The sequence below is a fragment of the Brachybacterium sp. ACRRE genome (genome assembly GCF_022346485.1).
Taxonomy (GTDB): Bacteria; Actinomycetota; Actinomycetes; order Actinomycetales; family Dermabacteraceae; genus Brachybacterium; species Brachybacterium halotolerans.
In genome coordinates, this window is the sequence record NZ_JAKRMO010000035.1 from 1 (window position 1) to 17,322 (window position 17,322).

A 17,322-nucleotide genomic window follows, 5' to 3' on the forward strand; every position below is an offset into this window, starting at 1 on the left:
GCAGTGGGAGGGGGAGTGCGCAGCGGGATGGGGCGGGTGCCCGCTCGACGTCGAGCCGGCAGGTCGACTCTAGAACAGTCCTGGTCGCGATGGGGTCGTGACCGGCCGACCGTGACCGCTTCGTGACGGCGTCCGCCCGGTCCGCGGGCCGACGCCCTCCCCGCTCCGCGGGCTCCGGCAGGGACCGCCCACGGCTCCGCGCAGGGGCCGCCGGCCACGTAGCATGAGGTGGTCCAGCGCGCCCGAATCCTCCCCCACGGGCCCATCACAGAGGGAGTCCGAGATGTCCCAGTACACAGGTGTGGCGGTCAGCCCCGGCCGCGTCGTCGGCACGGTCCGGACGATGGCGCCGCCGGTCGCGGAGCCGCCCGTCGGCGAGAAGATCCCCGAGGGCGCGGACCCGCAGGCCGAGGCCGCACGCATCGCCGAGGCCGCCGCGAGCGTGCAGAAGGCGCTCACGCACCGCGCCGAGCACGCCCCGGGTGATGGGAAGGCCGTGCTCGAGGCGACCGCGCAGATGGCCGCCGACCCCTCCCTCACCCAGACCGCGCAGGGCTTCGTGCTGGCCGGCGGCGCCTCCGCGGCGCGCGCCGTGTGGGAGGCCGGCGACCAGGTCGCCTCGATGCTCGAGGGCCTCGGCGGATACATGGCCGAGCGCGCGGCCGACGTGAAGGACGTGCGCGGCCGGATCGTCGCCGAGCTGCGCGGCGAGCAGGCCCCCGGCATCCCCGATGTCGAGGAGCCCTTCGTGCTCACCGCGACCGATCTCGCCCCTGCGGACACCGCGACCCTCGACCCCGCGCTGGTGATGGCCCTGGTGACCTCCGACGGCGGGCCGCAGTCGCACACCGCGATCCTCGCGCGTCAGCTGGGCCTGCCCGCGATCGTCGCCGCCAAGGGCGTGCTCGACATCGCCGACGGCACCGAGGTGTTCGTCGACGCCGGCTTCGGCACCATCACCGACGACGTCACCGACGAGCACCGGCGCTTCGCGGAGGCCTGGACCGAGCTGCAGAAGAACCCGCTGACCTACGAGGGCGGCGGGATCGAGCTCACCGACGGCACCCGCATGCAGCTGCTGGCCAACATCGGCGGCGCGAAGGACGCGAAGGCCGCAGCCGCGGCGCACGCCGACGGCGTGGGCCTGTTCCGCACCGAGTTCCTGTTCCTGGACCGCGAGGACGAGCCCACCGTCGAGGAGCAGACGACGGCCTATCTCGAGGCCTTCGCGTCGTTCCCCGGGAAGAAGGTCGTGGTGCGCACGATCGACGCGGGCGCCGACAAGCCCCTGCCCTTCCTCACCGACACCGACGAGCCGAACCCCGCGCTCGGCGTGCGCGCCTACCGCACCTCGTGGGAGAAGCGCTCGGTGCTGACCAACCAGCTCGACGCCATCTCCGCCGCCGCGAAGCAGAGCGACGCGAAGGTGTGGGTGATGGCCCCGATGATCTCGACCACCGAGGACACCGAGGACTTCGTGGGCCTGTGCCGCGAGCGCGACCTCGCGCCGGCCGGGATCATGGTCGAGACGCCCTCGGCCGCGGTCACCGCGGACCGGCAGCTCGCGGCCTGCGACTTCGCCTCGATCGGCACCAACGACCTCACCCAGTACACGATGGCCGCCGACCGCATGCTCGGCACCCTCGCGCACCTGAACAACCCGTGGCAGCCCGCGGTCCTCACCCTCGTGAAGGCCACCTGCGACGGCGCCCGCGCGGCGGGCGGCGACCCCGAGGCCTTCGGCGAGAGCGCCGCGAAGCCCGTGGGCGTGTGCGGCGAGGCCGCGGGCGACCCGGGTCTCGCGGTGGTGCTCGTGGGCCTGGGCGTCAACAGCCTCTCGATGACCCCGCGCTCCCTGCCCGCGGTCGCGAAGGTGCTCTCCACGGTCTCCCTCGAGCAGGCGCAGCAGCTCGCCGCCGCCGCCGTCGCCGCGCGCACCGCGGACGACGCCCGCGACGCCGTCCGCGCCGGCCTTCCGATCCTGGGAGAGCTCGGCCTCTGACGCGGGCTCGTCGCTCGCAGCGCGCCCGGGAGGGCGACGACATGAGGGCCACGAACCAGGATCGGTGAGATCCGGTTCGTGGCCCTCATGTCGTGCGGGTCCACGGTCCGACGGGCGTCGGCCCGCCGCGGATCACTCCTCGGCGTCGAGGTCCTTCTCGAGGAGCGCGGCGAGGGCCGCGACGGACTCGTCGGCGCCGTCGCCCTCGGCGCGCAGGGTCACCTCGTCGCCGTGGCCGGCGCCGAGGGTCATGAGCATGAGGATGCTCGACGCCTGGACGGCGTTGCCGCCGGCCTTCTCGATGGTGACGGTCGCGGGCTGCTCGCCGGCGGCCTTCGAGAAGATGGCCGCCGGGCGCGCGTGGAGCCCGGAGGCGCTGGCGATGGTGACGGTGCGCTCTGCCATGGTTCAGCCTTTCGATGGACCGCCGCTCGAGGCGACGGCGCGGGGCGCGGGCGGGTCTGCCCGCGCTCTGGGTCGGGAGTACTCAGGGACGATATCGGACGCCGATGGGCGGTGTCCTGGAGGCGGACGCCCGCTGGACGCCCACGGGGCGCCGTCGGGATCGCCCGCCTGGTCAGAGCGCGGACTGCCGCTCGGCGATCCTCTCCTTGACCTGTGAGTGCAGCGGGTGCTCGGGGTCGAGCCCGGTGATCTCGGCGGTCGCGCCGTCGGCGTCCTCGGTGCGCAGGATCTCCTGCAGCCGGTCCGCCTCCTCGTCGCCCTCCGGGGTGAAGGCGAGCGCGGCGGAGAAGGAGTCCAGGAGCCCCTGGGCGGCCATGTCGCGCTCGGCGAGCTCGGCGGCGGGGCCGACGATGCGGTCGTGCCGGGAGAGCTTGCGCAGGGGCGCGCGGCCCACGCGCTCGACGGGATCGGGCAGGGCGCGGTTGTGGAAGCGCCCGAGCACCTTGGTCGCGTAGTCCTGCTGCGTCTGCGCATCGAAGCCGTGCTTGGCGATGAGCAGCTCGGAGGTCTCCGCGAGCACCTCGCGGACCTTGGCCTCGACGGCCGGGTCCTCGATGGCGTCGGCGATGGTCGCGTGACCGGCTCTCCAGCCGTGCCACGCGGTGGTGGCGTGGCCGGTGTTCACCGTGAACAGCTTCCGCTCGATGTACGGGGCGAGGTCGTCCACCCAGGTCACGCCCGGGATGTCGGGCACGTCGCCGCCGAAGGGCGTGCGGTCCACGGCCCACTCGTGGAAGTCCTCGACGGTGACGTCGAGGCCCGCGGCGGGGTCCTGGACGGGCACGATCCGGTCCACGGCGGTGTTCGCGAACAGCGCCTTGGCGTCGAGGTCGTCGCCCTCGTAGTTCTTCCGGATCTCCTCCTCGAGGGTGTCCGTCGCGTTGATCGCGTTCTCGCAGGCCATCACGGCGACGCGGGGTGTGTCGGCCGCTCGCGCGGCGATCCCGGCGGCGATCGCCGGCGCGACGAACCGCAGGATGTGCACGCCCACGGCCGTGGTGACCACGTCGGCGGAGGCGATCTCACCGGTGAGGGTCTCGAGGTCCTTTCCGGAGTTGACGGCGCGGAAGCCGTCGACGACGGTCTCCGTCGGGTGCTGGCCGACGGTCCGCACGGTGTAGGAGTCCGCGGCGTCGAGGGAATCGATGAGGGCGTCGGCGACGTCGGCGAAGACGACCTCGTACTCGGCCTCGTGGAGGAGCAGCCCCACGAAGCCGCGGCCGATGTTGCCGGCGCCGAAATGCACTGCCTTCTTGGCCATATCGGATCAGTCCTTGTCCTCGGAGAAGATGTCCAGGATCTCCTGCGCGGTGGTGGCCTTCTCGAGGCGCTCCACCTGCGCGGGGTCGGAGAACGTCATGGCGACGTTCTGCAGCAGGGCGAGGTGCTCGTTGCCCACGCCCGCGATGCCCACGACGAAGGCCACGGGGTTGCCGTTCCAATCGATCCCGTTCGGGTAGCGCACGAACGACATGGCCGAGCGGGAGATCGACTCCTTCGCCTCGTTCGTGCCGTGGGGGATCGCCAGTCCGTTGCCCATGAACGTCGAGACGGTCGCCTCGCGATCGTGCATCGCGCTCACGTACTCGGTGTCGACCGCGCCGGCGCGGACCAGCAGGCCGCCGGCCTCGTCGATCGCGGCGTCCGCGGATCCGGCGCTGCCGTCGAGCACGATCGAGGACGCCGAGAGGATCTCGGGGCCCTGATCGGCCGATGCGGCTCCGGCCGACGCGGCATCGGTCGACGACGTCTCCTGGGCGGGCTCGGCGCGGTGCGTGTTCGCGGAGGCCGCTGCGGCACCCGCGCCGGCCCCCGCCGCTGTTCCGGCCCCGGCCGCGGCGACGGCACCGCCGGTGCCGGCGCCCTCGGCAGTCCCGGTGGAGCCGCCGTCGGCCACGGCCTGATCAGCGGCGGAGTCGTCGGCCGACGCGGCATCGGGGTTGTTGCGCTGCTCGACGAGCTCGACGACCTCGTCGTAGCGCGGCGAGTTCATGAACTGGTCGACGCTCACCTGGATCGCCGAGCCGGTGCGCTGGCGGGCGCGGTCGGTGAGCTCCTTCTGCGTCACCACCACGTCCCACTCGTCGTTCAGGCTCGAGATCGCCTTGTTGGTGACCTCGACGTCGTCGAAGCCCGCGGCGCGCACCTTCTTGCGCAGCACCGTCGCGCCCATCGCCGAGGACCCCATGCCCGCGTCGCACGCGAACACGATCCGCTGGATCGGGCCGGTGTGCGAGGAGCCGTCGGCAGCCGCCGCGGCACCGGCCGCGCCGCCCGCCGCCGCACCGCCGGTGAGGGCACCTGCGACGGAGGACTTCTTGCCCTTCATCTGCTCCATCTTCGCGGTGGCCGAGGCGATGTCGCCGTCGTCCTGCTTGCCGATCTTCAGGAAGATCATGGAGAGCACGAAGCTCACCGCTGCCGCACCCAGCACTGCAAGGGAGATGCCCAGATAGGAGTCGCGCGCGGCCACGCCGAAGATCGCGAAGATCGAGCCCGGAGATGCGGGCGCGATGAGCCCGGTGCCGAAGGCCACGTTGATCGCGACGCCGGTCATGCCGCCGCCGATGGCAGCGAGGATCAGGATCGGCTTCATGAGCACGTACGGGAAGTAGATCTCGTGGATGCCGCCGAAGAACTGGATGAGGGCGGCGCCGGGGGCCGAAGCGCGCGCGGCGCCCCGGCCGAAGAAGGTGTACGCCAGCAGGATGCCGACGCCCGGGCCGGGGTTCGCCTCGAGGAGGAACAGGACCGACTTGCCGCTCTGCGAGGCCTGCGAGAGCCCCAGCGGGGTCAGCACGCCGTGGTTGATCGCATTGTTCAGGAAGAAGACCTTCGCGGGCTCGATGAGGATCGACACGAGCGGGAGGAGATGCGCGTGCACCAGGGCCTCGACGCCGCTGGAGAGCAGGCTCATCAGGCCGTTGACGAGCGGAGCCAGTCCGAAGAAGCCGATCACCAGCATGATGAAGCCGAAGATGCCGGCCGAGAACATGTTCACGAGCATCTCGAAGCCAGCGGGGATGTGGTCCTGCCACAGCCGGTCGAGCTTCTTCATGAGCCATGCGGCGAGCGGTGCCATGATCATCGCGCCGATGAACATGTGGACCTGGCCCAGCTCGGTGTAGTCGGCGGCGTCCTTGCCGGCGGCCACCCACTGCTTGAGCATCTCGGCGTTGTCCTGGGCGATCAGCCAGTCGGAGCCGGCGATCACGCCCATGGTCGCGATGACGCCCACGACCGCGCCGCGCGCCTCGTAGACCATCCGTCCGCCGGTGTTCGCGATGAGCAGCGGCAGCAGATAGTGGATCATCGGCGTCGTCGCGCTCTCGAGAGCGGCGTTCGGGGTCCACCCGTCAGCGATGAAGAACGCGGTGAGGATGCCCCAGGCGATGAGCGCCGGGATGTTCGGCATCACCATGTTCGACAGCGAGGTGCCGACCTTCTGCAGGGCCACGCGCGGGCTGAAACCGCTCTTGGCCTCGGTTGTTGTAGTCATGACTGTCCTCATCGACGCCCCGGGGCGGGAAAGGTCGCAACCCGGGTGGGCGGAGCGGCGTGCCGGTGGAACGCCGAGGCCGACGCGGAGGATGTCCGCCGGTCTGCCTGGATTCTAGGACGGTCAGCGGTCCTGCAGGGAGCCGGTGCGCTCGTCCGACGCGATGTCGGCGTCATCAGGCGCCGTCTCCTGGTCGTGCGGGAACACGAATCGCCCATAGGTGAGATATCGGAAGGTGGTCGAGACCACCTGTCCGACGAGCGTGCCGGAGACGTTGTCGGCGAGGGCGGAGTCCAGGCCCAGCACGTACCGCGAGAAGCCCAGGCAGGCGAGCTGCAGGGCGGAGGCCAGCACGTTGAGGCCCACGAACACGAGGATCGAGCGGGCGGTGCGCGGGCTCGGCCGGTCGCGGTAGGTCCAGAGCCGATTGCCCAGGTAGGTGAGGGACGAGGCCGCCACGATCGTGAGCACCTTCGCGCTGATCGGATGCGCGTGCAGCAGCCCGTGCCCCCAGCCGCTCGCGGGGGACCAGAAGACGAGCAGGTTGTAGAGGACGGCGTCGAACAGGAAGACGAGGCCGCCCACGGTGAGGAACTTCAGGCTCGGACCCAGATGGCGGGCCCAGAGCCCGTCCGATGCTGATCCGGGCACCCCCGCACACTATCGGCCCGGGTCGTAGAGTGGGCGATCGCCCGTTCCCCGTCGGCCGCATCGCACACCGCCGCCGACCCCAGCTCCCGGAGGTCCCCATGGTCCACGTCGCCCTCGCCATCGCCGGCTCCGAGGCCACAGGGGGCGCGGGCGCGCAGACCGACATCAAGACCTTCCACCAGCTCGGGGTCTTCGGCAGCGTGGCCCTGACCTGCATCGTGAGCTTCGATCCGCAGGACGGCTGGGCGCACCGCTTCGTGCCGATCGACCCGGGGACGATCGCCGACCAGATCGAGTCGAGCACCGCCGTCCACGAGATCGACGCCGTGAAGCTCGGCATGCTCGGCACCCCGGGCACGATCGACGTGGTCGCGGGCGCCCTCGCCGAGCACGACTTCCCGCACGTGGTGCTGGACCCCGTGATGATCTGCAAGGAGGGCGAGGGCGACACCCCCGCCCGCGCCACGGACGACGCGCTGATGGCGAAGATCCTGCCGCGCGCCACCTTTGTCACCCCGAACCTGGGGGAGACCCGGATCCTCGCGGGCACGGGCCCCCTCGAGTCCCTCGAGGACCTCACCGCCGCCGCGCGCGCGATCCACGAGCGCTGGGGCGTGACCGTGCTCGCCAAGGGCGGCGTCGAGCTCGCCGGCGAGGACGCCGTCGACGTCTTCGTCGACGAGGAGCGCGAGGTGGTGCTGCGCAGCCCGAAGATCGGGGAGCACCGCGTCTCCGGCGCCGGCTGCACGCTCGCGGCGGCCGTCACCGCCGAGCTCGCGAAGGGCGCCGACGCGCTCGACGCGGCGCGCACCGCGAAGCGTGTGGTCACCAGCGCGATCGAGCACCGCCAGCACGGCCGCGCTCCGTTCGACGCCGTCTACCAGGGCTTCTACCGGGGCTGATCCGGGGGCCGAGTCGACAGGCCGGGTCGACAGGCCCGGTCGACGGGCCCGTCGCTCAGGCGAAGGCCGCGGTGCGCGCGAACAGGCCGGGCACCCCGCCCGAGTGCAGCAGCACGACCGTCTGCCCGGGGCCGAGCTCGCCGCTGCGGATCCGTTCCACGAGCCCTGCCGCAGCCTTGCCCGTGTAGACCGGATCGAGCACCAGGCCCTCGGTGCCCGCGAACAGCCGCAGCGCCTCGACCATGCCGGGCGTGGGCAGCGCGTACCCGGGGCCGACGAAGTCCCCGAGCCCCACGATCCTCTCCCGCGGAACCTCCGGCAGTCCCAGGAGCTGCGTGACCTCTCGGGCGAGTCCCACGATCTTCGGCTCCTGCTCCTCGCGCGAGCGGCTCACGTTGATGCCGACCACGTCGATCCCGCTGCCCGCGGCGTGCAGACCGGCGACCAGTCCCGCCTGCATCCCGGCGGAGCCGCTCGGCGTCACGATCTCGTCGACCTCGAGCCCTGCCTCGTCGAACTGGCGCAGCAGCTCGTCGGCCGCATCCACGTACCCGAGCGCGCCCAGGGCGTTGGAGCCGCCGATCGGGATCACGTAGGGGCGGGCGCCTCTCGCCTCGAGCTCCCGGGCGATCTCCTCCATGCGGACGCCGAGGTCGGCGCCGTGCGGGTGCACCTCCACGGCCTCCGCCCCCAGGAGGTCGAAGAGGAAGCGGTTGCCCGTGTCCTCGGGCGGATTCCCGCCCGGGACGGCCGCGCCGTCGGCCCCCAGGTCCTCCTCGAGCACGAGATGGCAGGCGAGGCCCTCGACGCGGGAGGCGGCCAGGGTGAGCCGGCAGTGGTTGGACTGCACGCCGCCCGCCGTGACCAGGCAGTCGGCGCCGCGGGCAAGGGCGTCGGCCATGAGGAACTCGAGCTTGCGGGTCTTGTTCCCGCCCAGGGCGAGGCCCAGCAGGTCGTCGCGCTTGACCCAGATCTGCGGCCCGCCGAGCTCGGCGCTGAGCCGCTCCAGGTGCTGCAGCGGCGTGGGGCCGTCGGTGTACCGGCGGCGGGGGAGGGCGGTGAGGTCCATGGTCACTCCGTTCGGGTCGCGGCGAGGCCCACCGGGGCGGGCTCGGCATCGTCGTGCTCGTCGGGCTGGTCCATCCAGTCCTTCCCGTCGAGCACCCGCGCCACGAGCATGCTGCTCGCCTGGTCTCCCACGGCGTTCACGGTGGTCGCCGGCGGGTCGATGACGGTGCCGATGATCTGGATGATCGGCAGCGCCGCAGCGGGGAAGCCGTAGAGCGTGATGATCATCAGCTCGCCGATGAAGCCGCCCGAGGGGATCCCGGCCATCACCATGCCCGAGAGCAGGGCGACGGCGATCGCGATGAGGATGTGCGAGGGCGTGAAGAAGTCCCGCTGGAACACCGCGAACAGGAAGGCGATCTTGAGGATCGCGCTCAGCGAGGAGCCCTCCATGTGGATCGTCGCGCCGATCGGGATGATCGTCTCGCGCACGTCCCGCGGCACGCCGATCCTCTCGCCCGCGCGCAGGTTCGCGGGGATCGCCGCGACCGACGAGGAGGTGCCGAGCGAGACCGCCGTGGGCTCCAGGACGTGCGACCAGAACCGCGCCGCGCCGCGCCTGCCCCCGGCGAGGAAGGAGTAGAGCGTGAAGGCGAGCAGGAAGTAGAGGATCGCGACGGGGTAGTAGACGAGGAAGGCGCGCAGGTAGTCGCCCACGAGCTGCGCGCCCAGCTCCCCGATGAGCGCCGCGAAGTAGGCGCCCAGCCCGATCGGGGCGTAGTACATGATGATCGAGGTGAACTTCAGGAACACCTCGGAGCCGGAGCTCAGGAACCGCGAGAACGGCGCGCCCTTCTCCCCGATGCTCGAGGTCGCGATCCCGACGAGCACCGCGAAGACGATGAGCGCGAGCATGTGCTCGGACGAGAGGATCTTCGAGAAGTCGTCGACCACGAAGGTCTGCACGAGCTGATCGCCGATCGAGCCGACGTCCTCCGTCTTCTCGGGCTGGGTGAGCTCGACCTGCACGCCGTCGGTGGGGCGGAAGATCCCGAGCGCCGCGATCATCAGCAGCGAGGCGATGATGCCGGTCACGGCGAAGATCGCGAGCATCGCGCCGAGGATCTTCCCGAGCCGCTTGACGGAGGACATGCCCGCGACCGCAGAGGCGATCGAGAAGAACACGAGCGGCACGACGAGCGTGAACATCATGTTCACGAACAGCGTGCCGAAGGGCTTCAGCACGCTCGCGCGCTCTCCGAGCACGAGGCCCACGACCGCGCCGATGACGACGCCCGTGAGGATGGCCAGGGGGAAGCGGTAGCTGCGCAGCAGCCGTCGGGCCCGTGAGGGCGGGGCCGACGGCGGGGTCGCGGCGGTGCGGGGATCAGGGGAGGGCACGCTGTCATCCTTCCGGGCCCTGCGGACCCTCTCGGCTTCCCGCACCGTATCGGACCCGCGCACGGGTCCGTCGCCGGTCGGCCGACCGTCTCCCGACCCTCTCCCGGCCGTCAGCCGTCCTGCACCTCGTCGAGGTCCGAGCGCGCCGTGTTGACGAGCTCGACGTCGATGTCCGTGACCGCGGCCATCCACTTCGCGAACGAGTGGTCGCCGCGCTCGCGCAGCTGCCGGTGCAGCTCGGTGCCCAGCTCCCGCCGGATGCCCGCGTACACGGGCGAGGTGAACACGTTGGTCATCTCCGAGGGGTCGCTGCGCAGGTCGTAGAGCTCGTTGATTGACTCGGGGGAGACCACCAGCTTGAAGTCCCGGGTGCGCAGCATCCGCTGCTGCAGGGGGAAGTGGTGGCCGTGGAACTCGCAGACGATGTCCCGGCGCCAGTCGGCCACCTCCTCGCCCCGGGTGAGGTCGACGATCGAGCGGCCGTCGAGCTCGTCGGGCGCGTCGACGCCGGCGATCTCGAGGACCGTCGCGGGGAGGTCGAGCAGGGAGACGAAGGCGTCGGAGCGGCCGACGGTCGAGACCCCGGGGATGTGCGCGATGAACGGGACGTTGTAGATGTCGTCGTACATCGCCGGGCCCTTGTCGTTCATCCGGTGGGCTCCGGTGAACTCCCCGTGGTCCGCCGTGAACAGCACGGCCGTGTCGTCCAGGACGCCGAGCTCCCGCGCCGCATCGAGGATGCGCCCGATCTCGTGGTCGATCATCGCCACGTACCCCCAGTACACGGCGATCAGCTTGCGCCACTGGTCCGGCGAGAAGGAGGACGTCGACCAGTAGGTCGCGTAGTTCTGCTGGACCGGGGGCTTGCCGATGAGGGAGTCGCCGAAGCTCTCCGGCAGCGTGACGTCGTCCGGGTCGATGAGGTCGAACCACTCGTCGGGCAGGAAGTAGGGCAGGTGCGGGCCGAAGAAGTGCACGTCCAGGCTGAACGGCTTCCCGTGCTGCCTCCAGTCGGCCGCGTACTCGCGCAGCCGGGCGATGGCCCGATCCGCGAGGAAACGCTCGAAGGTCGCCTCCTCCGGCTGGTCGAGGCGCGCGGCGAGCACGTGGCCGGGCCGGTCGCCCGGGAGGGTCCCGCGCCAGAGGTCGTGCGCGCGCACGGGCGGATGCCCGTTCTCCTCGAGCCAGGCCACGTACTCCTCGTTGCCGACGGGGTTCTCGGCGCCCCAGAAGGAGTCGTCGTCCATGCCGAAGCAGTCGGGGAGATTCGGGCCCACGTGGTACTTCCCGACCAGGCCGACGTTGTATCCGTGGTCGCGCAGCGCCTGCGTGTACGTCCAGGCGCTGGGGTCCAGGGCCGTCGAGTACGCGATGTTCCACTCGGGGTTCGCGAGCACCTGGTGGGTCACGGGATGCTTCCCGGTGAGCAGGGAGGCGCGGGCCGGGGTGCAGATCGCGGTGGGCGTGAACGCATGGGTGAAGGCGAAGCCCTCCTCGCCCAGACGGTCCAGATGCGGCGTGCGCGCGTGGGGATTGCCCAGGCAGCCGATCGTGTCCACCCGGTGCTGATCGGTCATGATCACCAGGGCGTTGCGGACGTTCTCCGGGATGCGGCGCTCCGTGCGGGTGGTGCTCATCGGGCGACCTCCTCCATGTCCTCGAGCTGACGTCCGCCGGTCTCGTGCAGGAAGCGCGCCGTGAAGGCGACCGCGAGCACGCCGAACGCGCAGTAGATCCAGTAGGTGCCGGCGGGGGACCAGGCGACCAGGTAGGGGAACAGCAGCACGACCATGAAGTTCACGAAGAAGTCCGCTCCGGAGGCGATGGACATGGCGCCGCCGCGGATCTTGTTCGGGAACATCTCGCCCATGACGATCGAGAAGATCGGACCCCACGAGGAGGTGAAGCCGAGCAGGAAGCAGCACAGGGCGGCGACGGCGAGGAACCCGAGCACGGGGCTGCCGGAGATGTCGTGCACGCCGTCGACCACGGGGGCGACGGTGAACACGGTGGCGACCACGGCCAGGGACAGGAAGATCAGGGTGCCGCCGGCGATGAGCATGCGCTTGCGGCCCACGCGGTCGACCAGCAGGATCCCCGTGGTGACGCCGATGATCTTGAACAGGGTGAGGATCAGCGTCTGCTGGAGGGCCGAGTCCTCGGAGAAGCCGACGGCCTCGAAGAGCGTGTTGGAGTAGAAGAAGATGCCGTTGGTGCCGGTCAGCTGCTGGAAGGCGGCGATCGCGACGCCCACCATCACGAGCCCGCGCCAGTGGGAGCGCAGGATCGCGAGGATCCCCAGCTTCTCCATGCTCTCGCCGAGCGAGCGGCGGATCTCGGCGACGCGCCCCTCGGGCCGCTGGTCGCCGGTGACGCGGCGCAGGACGGCGGCCGCCTCCTCGTCGCGGCCCCGCGAGACCAGCCAGCGCGGGGACTCGGGGATGCGGGCCGTGAACACGATGTAGAAGATCGCCGGGATCAGCAGGCACAGGAACATCCACTGCCAGGCCTTGAGGCCGAGGGCGAGCTCCGTGGTGGAGGCGCCGGCTGCCGAGGTCACGGCGACGTTGATGACGCCGGCCAGGAAGAGGCCCAGGATGATCGCGAGCTGGCGGAAGGCGATCAGGCGGCCGCGGATCTTCGCGGGCGCGATCTCGGCGACGTAGCCGGGGGCGACGGTGGTCGCGGCGCCGAAGCCGATCCCGCCGATGATCCGGCACAGGAGCAGGAACAGGAAGCCGCCGAGCCACGGGCTGAACGCGCCCAGGATCGCCTCGAACAGCAGGCAGGGCCCGACGAGCACGAGCACCGTGCGGCGGCCGATGCGGTCGGACAGGCGGCCGGCGAAGAGGGCGCCGATGAGGCCGCCGAGGATGCCGGTCGCCCCGGCGAGGCCCTTCGCGAAGGCGCCGAGCTCGAACTCGGTGCCGACGGCGCTGATGGCGCCGTTGAGGACCATGCCCTCGAAGCCGTAGAAGAACGGGCCGAGGGTCGCGATGAGGGCGAGTGAGGTCGCGTAGCGCTGGGCGCTGCGCACGGTGGGGGAGAGCGGCGTCGTCGCCGCGCTGCCTGTCGAGGTCATCGTGTCTCCTGGTGCGTGGGGGTCCGGTCGATGGTGGTGGGGTCGAGGTGCTGCCGCTCGCACTCGCGCACGAGCTCGCGCTCGGTGGTCTCGAGCCAGCCGATGAAGAGCGAGGTGGACTGCCAGCCGCGGTCGTGCGTCAGCGCATCGATGCGGGTGAGCCAGTCGCGGTCGATCTCGGGGATCGGCTGCGCCCCCTCGCTGGGGAGCACGGGATCCTGCTCGGCCGCGCGCTGACGGCGCCGGAAGTCGAGCTCGGTGCGGACGATCGCGAGGGCGTACTGGGGCCCGAGCTGGCCCGCGAAGCTCAGGCGCTTGGTGAACTCGGGGGACATCGGCCGCTCGTCGGGCCGGTGCTCGGAGGCCGCCCACTGCTCGAGCGCCTCGACGCCCGCGGGGGTCAGGCTGTAGACGGTGGCGGCGGGGGCGTTCTCGCGGGGCTCGACGCGGGTGGAGACCCAGCCCCGGGACTCGATGTCGGTGAGCGCTCGATAGACCGGGGTCATGCTCGTGCCGCGGCCCAGCCAGCGCCCGTCGGTGCGCAGCCACTTGCCGAGGTCGTATCCGCTCGCAGGGCCCCGGGCGAGCAGCCCGAGGATCGTGAAGTCCGGCATCCGATGCTCCGCTCTGAGTTCCGGTTCTGGGGCTCGTTCCCCATGGTGCTATCACCAGTGTGAAGAGAGACTAGAGGCGGAACGTGGGGCAGTCAAGGGCTGAACGCGAAGTAACTAGTTTCAGTGGTGATAGCGGACCGCTCGCCGTCCCGGCTCGGTGCGAGCCGGGGAGCGGTGCCCCGTCGGTCTGCGGGACCCGCGTGCCGCGCCCCGTGGGCGCGCCCGCGGTCGTTCACGGGTGTGCATCCGCGTGGACAGAATGCCCGGATCAGGGAATGCTTCCGGCATGAGCGAACACAGCCCGGGCAGCCCGTCGGGCGCCGAGCCCGTGATCTCGGTGCGCGGCGTCGACAAGCACTTCGGGGACTTCCAGGCCCTGAAGGACATCGATCTCGACATCCGCCGCGGCGAGGTCGTCGCGCTCATCGGGGCCTCCGGCTCGGGCAAGTCCACGCTGTGCCGCTGCATCAATCGTCTGGAGACGATCAGCGCAGGCGAGATCCTCATCGACGGCGAGCCCCTCCCGGAGGAGGGGCGGGACCTCGCGCGCCTGCGCAGCGACGTCGGCATGGTCTTCCAGTCCTTCAACCTCTTCCCCCACCTGCGCGCGGTCGACAACGTGACCCTCGGGCCGACGAAGGTCCGCGGGGTCTCGAAGGCCGAGGCCACGAAGGAGGCGATGGACCTGCTGGCCCGCGTGGGCCTCACGGGCAAGGAGCACAGCCTGCCGGCGGCGCTCTCGGGCGGCCAGCAGCAGCGCGTCGCGATCGCCCGCGCGCTCGCCATGAAGCCCAAGGCCATGCTCTTCGACGAGCCCACCTCGGCCCTGGACCCGGAGGTGATCAACGAGGTCCTCGACGTGATGACCGAGCTCGCCGAGGCCGGCATGACGATGCTCGTGGTCACCCACGAGATGGGCTTCGCCCGCCGGGTCTGCGACCGCGTCGTCTTCATGGACGCCGGCGAGATCGTCGAGCAGGGCGAGCCAGAGCAGTTCTTCACCGCCCCCGAGTCCCAGCGCGCCAAGGACTTCCTCTCGAAGATCCTGCCGCACTGATCCCTCGCGCCCGGTCCCTCCATCCCCGATCCCGTTCCCGACGAAGGAGAACCCGATGACCTCCACCAGCTTCCGCCCCGCCCGCCGCGCCGTGGTCGCCGCGGCCGCCGCCCTGCCTCTCGGCGCCGCGCTCGCCGCCTGCTCCTCCGACACCGGCGACGCCCCGTCGCTCGGCGGCGGCAGCGACGACGGCGGCGCGAGCTCGGCCTACGACGGGGTCATCGCGGGCGGTCCCGTCGCCGAGGACGCCGACGTGCAGAAGAGCGCCTGGGCGAAGAAGATCAAGGACGCCGGCAAGCTCACCCGCGGCGGCACCACCGCCAACCAGGTGTTCTCCCTCATCGACCCATCGACCAACAAGGTCACGGGCTTCGATGCGGGCATCACGCAGCTGCTTGCCCGGTACATCCTGGGCGACGGCGGCGAGGAGAAGGTCGACTACGTGGACACCACCGTCGACACCCGCGAGAAGCTCGTCCAGAACAACTCGGTGGACTGCGTGATCGCGACCTACTCGATCACCCCCGAGCGCATGGACCTCATCGACTTCGGCGGGCCCTACTACCTCTCGGGCACCGCCATCCAGGTGCGCACCGAGGACAAGGACTCCATCACCGGGCCCGAGGACCTCACCGGCAAGAAGCTCGTCACCCAGTCGAACTCCACGGGCATCCAGGCCATCGAGGAGCACGTGAAGGACCCCGACGGGAAGCCCGAGACCCTCGCCGACAACGAGTCCTGCGTCGCCGCCCTCAAGCAGAAGCGCGTGGACGCCTACGTGCTCGACCAGGGCGTGCTGCTGGGCAACTCGAAGGCGGACCCGTCGGTCACCGTCGTCGGCAAGCCCTTCACAGAGGACCCCTACGGCATCGGGCTGAACAAGGACTCGGACGCCCTCGACTTCGTCAACGGCTTCCTGAAGGCGATCGAGGACGACGGCACCTGGAAGAAGCTCTACGAGGCCACCATCGGCCAGGTCATCGAGGACGAGACGCCCGAGCCGCCGACCATCGGCGATCTGCCGTCCTGATCCGCGGGGAACCGACAGAGGGCCGACGGAGGAGCGACGGAGGGACGCCATGCAGATCATCCTCGACAACATCCCGCTGCTGCTGCAGGGGATCGGCACCACGATCGCGCTCACGGTGCTGGGGTACGCGTTCGCGCTGGTCCTCGGCACGGCGCTCGCCGTATGCAGGGTCAGCCCGATCCCGCCGCTGCGCTGGGCGGCCACCGTGTACGTGGAGATCTTCCGCAACATCCCGCTGCTGAGCCTGCTGATCCTGCTGGCCTTCGGCCTGCCGGACGCCGGGGTGCTGCTGCCCTACTTCTGGTGCGGCGTCGCGGGGCTGACGCTCTCCGGCGCGGCCTTCGTGTGCGAGAACATCCGCTCGGGCATCAACACCGTCCCGATCGGCCACGCCGAGGCCGCCCGCTCGATCGGGCTGGGCTTCTTCGGGGTGCTGCGCTACGTGGTGCTGCCGCAGGCCTTCCGCACGATGGTGCAGCCGCTCGTGAACGTGTTCATCGCGACCGTCATCGGGTCCTCGCTGTGCGCGGCGATCTCGGTCGTCGAGATCACCTACGTCACCCAGCAGCTGAACATCGCCTCCGCGCAGGCCGTGCTGCTGTTCCTCGTGGCGGGCGCCCTCTACCTCGCGCTCTCGCTCGGAGTCGCCTACCTCGGCCGGCGCGTCGAGAGGGCGGTCGCCCCGGGCGGCGCGCGCCCGCTGCACGCCGCCGACCGACTGCAGGGGGCGGCGCAGGCATGAGCACCACGAGCACCTCGGCCACGCAGGTCCTCTTCGACGCCCCCGGCCCGCGGGGCCGTCGGCGGATCCTGCTGATCTCGATCGTCTCCTCCCTCGCGATCCTCGCGCTGATCGCGCTGGGTCTGTGGCAGTTCCAGCGCAACGGCCAGCTCGCGGCCGACAAGTGGCTGCCCTACCTGCGGCGCGACTACATCGCGTTCCTGGGCAAGGGGCTGATGGGGACGCTCGAGGCGACGGCCGTCGCCGCCGTCATCGCCTTCCCCTTCGGACTCGTCCTGGCCCTGGGACGGATCTCGCGGGCACGGGCCCTCAGCGCGATCTCCGCGGTGTGGATCGAGTTCTTCCGCGGCATCCCCATGCTGCTGGTCGTCTACGCGTTCCTGCTGGCCCTGCCCGCCTACGGCGTGAACCTGCCGCGCTTCTGGATGCTCGTGGTGCCGATGATCCTGGTGAGCTCCGCGAGCACCGCGGAGGTGTTCCGCGCGGGCATCGGGGCGGTGGACCGCGGCCAGGACGAGGCGTCGGCCGCGATCGGCCTCTCCCGCGGCCAGACCATGCGCTACGTGATCCTCCCGCAGGCCGTGCGCCTCGTGCTGCCGAGCCTGATCCTGGCCCTGGTGAGCCTGCTCAAGGACTCGACCCTCGGCTTCGTGGTGAGCTTCAACGAGCTGCAGTTCCAGGGCAAGACGATGGTCTCCATCACGCGCTTCCTGGTGCAGACCTACGTGGTGGTGTCGGTGATCTACATCGTGCTGAACTTCCTGCTCACCAAGGCCGCGGGCCTGCTCGAGCGGCGCATGCGGCGTCGCGCCGCGGAGGGCGGCGGCCGATCCCGCTGATCGTGTCCCGTTCGCACCGGCCACCGCGGT

The 17,322-nt window shown here is 71.0% G+C and carries 15 protein-coding genes; 6 read left to right on the plus strand and 9 right to left on the minus strand.

Features of this window, described 5'->3' with window-relative positions:
• Window positions 1-283: 283 nt before the first annotated feature.
• Window positions 284-2,002 carry a phosphoenolpyruvate--protein phosphotransferase gene (gene ptsP, locus MHY49_RS11240; RefSeq protein WP_239204122.1) on the plus strand — a complete coding sequence of 573 codons (1,719 nt, stop codon included), beginning with the start codon at window positions 284-286 and terminating at the stop codon, window positions 2,000-2,002.
• A 132-nt stretch (window positions 2,003-2,134) separates the two neighbouring features.
• Here the strand turns inward: ptsP and MHY49_RS11245 are convergent, their stop codons facing one another.
• From MHY49_RS11245 to MHY49_RS11260, 4 genes are all read right to left on the minus strand, one after another.
• Window positions 2,135-2,407 (minus strand): HPr family phosphocarrier protein, encoded by a 273-nt coding sequence (locus MHY49_RS11245; protein ID WP_152353681.1) that lies wholly within the window; start codon window positions 2,405-2,407, stop codon window positions 2,135-2,137.
• Between the two features lie 172 nt (window positions 2,408-2,579).
• Window positions 2,580-3,728 (minus strand): mannitol-1-phosphate 5-dehydrogenase, encoded by a 1,149-nt coding sequence (locus MHY49_RS11250; RefSeq protein WP_239204124.1) that lies wholly within the window; start codon window positions 3,726-3,728, stop codon window positions 2,580-2,582.
• A 6-nt stretch (window positions 3,729-3,734) separates the two neighbouring features.
• Complete coding sequence (locus MHY49_RS11255; protein ID WP_239204126.1) at window positions 3,735-5,966, minus strand: PTS sugar transporter subunit IIA; 2,232 nt, start codon at window positions 5,964-5,966, stop codon at window positions 3,735-3,737.
• Between the two features lie 123 nt (window positions 5,967-6,089).
• Window positions 6,090-6,617, minus strand: coding sequence for a GtrA family protein (locus tag MHY49_RS11260; RefSeq protein ID WP_239204128.1), 528 nt, complete (start codon window positions 6,615-6,617; stop codon window positions 6,090-6,092).
• 98 nt (window positions 6,618-6,715) lie between these two features.
• On the opposite strand from MHY49_RS11260, the gene MHY49_RS11265 reads away from it, so the two are divergent.
• Window positions 6,716-7,519: a hydroxymethylpyrimidine/phosphomethylpyrimidine kinase gene (locus tag MHY49_RS11265; RefSeq protein WP_239204130.1), complete on the plus strand. Its 804-nt coding sequence runs from the start codon at window positions 6,716-6,718 to the stop codon at window positions 7,517-7,519.
• A gap of 55 nt (window positions 7,520-7,574) precedes the next feature.
• Here MHY49_RS11265 and MHY49_RS11270 read toward each other — a convergent pair whose 3' ends face one another.
• From MHY49_RS11270 to MHY49_RS11290, 5 genes are all read right to left on the minus strand, one after another.
• The gene (locus tag MHY49_RS11270) at window positions 7,575-8,588 is read right to left on the minus strand and encodes a D-cysteine desulfhydrase (RefSeq protein WP_239204132.1); all 1,014 of its coding nucleotides are present in this window, start codon (window positions 8,586-8,588) and stop codon (window positions 7,575-7,577) included.
• A gap of 2 nt (window positions 8,589-8,590) precedes the next feature.
• Window positions 8,591-9,928 carry a dicarboxylate/amino acid:cation symporter gene (locus tag MHY49_RS11275; RefSeq protein ID WP_239204134.1) on the minus strand — a complete coding sequence of 446 codons (1,338 nt, stop codon included), beginning with the start codon at window positions 9,926-9,928 and terminating at the stop codon, window positions 8,591-8,593.
• A 110-nt stretch (window positions 9,929-10,038) separates the two neighbouring features.
• On the minus strand, window positions 10,039-11,565 hold the full coding sequence (locus tag MHY49_RS11280) for a sulfatase-like hydrolase/transferase (protein ID WP_239204136.1): 1,527 nt from the start codon (window positions 11,563-11,565) through the stop codon (window positions 10,039-10,041).
• The gene (locus MHY49_RS11285) at window positions 11,562-13,010 is read right to left on the minus strand and encodes a sugar porter family MFS transporter (protein ID WP_239204138.1); all 1,449 of its coding nucleotides are present in this window, start codon (window positions 13,008-13,010) and stop codon (window positions 11,562-11,564) included. The genes MHY49_RS11280 and MHY49_RS11285 overlap by 4 nt, the downstream gene beginning before the upstream one ends.
• Window positions 13,007-13,624 carry a PadR family transcriptional regulator gene (locus MHY49_RS11290; RefSeq protein ID WP_239204140.1) on the minus strand — a complete coding sequence of 206 codons (618 nt, stop codon included), beginning with the start codon at window positions 13,622-13,624 and terminating at the stop codon, window positions 13,007-13,009. The genes MHY49_RS11285 and MHY49_RS11290 overlap by 4 nt, the downstream gene beginning before the upstream one ends.
• Before the next feature lie 286 nt (window positions 13,625-13,910).
• On the opposite strand from MHY49_RS11290, the gene MHY49_RS11295 reads away from it, so the two are divergent.
• Genes MHY49_RS11295 through MHY49_RS11310 form a run of 4 tightly spaced genes read left to right on the plus strand, consistent with a single transcriptional unit; the run spans window position 13,911 to window position 17,292 of the window.
• A complete protein-coding gene (locus MHY49_RS11295; protein ID WP_255719875.1) occupies window positions 13,911-14,681 on the plus strand; it encodes an amino acid ABC transporter ATP-binding protein in 771 nt (256 codons plus the stop codon).
• A gap of 55 nt (window positions 14,682-14,736) precedes the next feature.
• On the plus strand, window positions 14,737-15,711 hold the full coding sequence (locus MHY49_RS11300) for a glutamate ABC transporter substrate-binding protein (protein ID WP_239204142.1): 975 nt from the start codon (window positions 14,737-14,739) through the stop codon (window positions 15,709-15,711).
• 49 nt (window positions 15,712-15,760) lie between these two features.
• On the plus strand, window positions 15,761-16,453 hold the full coding sequence (locus MHY49_RS11305) for an amino acid ABC transporter permease (protein ID WP_239204144.1): 693 nt from the start codon (window positions 15,761-15,763) through the stop codon (window positions 16,451-16,453).
• A complete protein-coding gene (locus MHY49_RS11310) occupies window positions 16,450-17,292 on the plus strand; it encodes an amino acid ABC transporter permease (protein ID WP_200503321.1) in 843 nt (280 codons plus the stop codon). The genes MHY49_RS11305 and MHY49_RS11310 overlap by 4 nt, the downstream gene beginning before the upstream one ends.
• The last annotated feature ends 30 nt before the right edge of the window (window positions 17,293-17,322 follow it).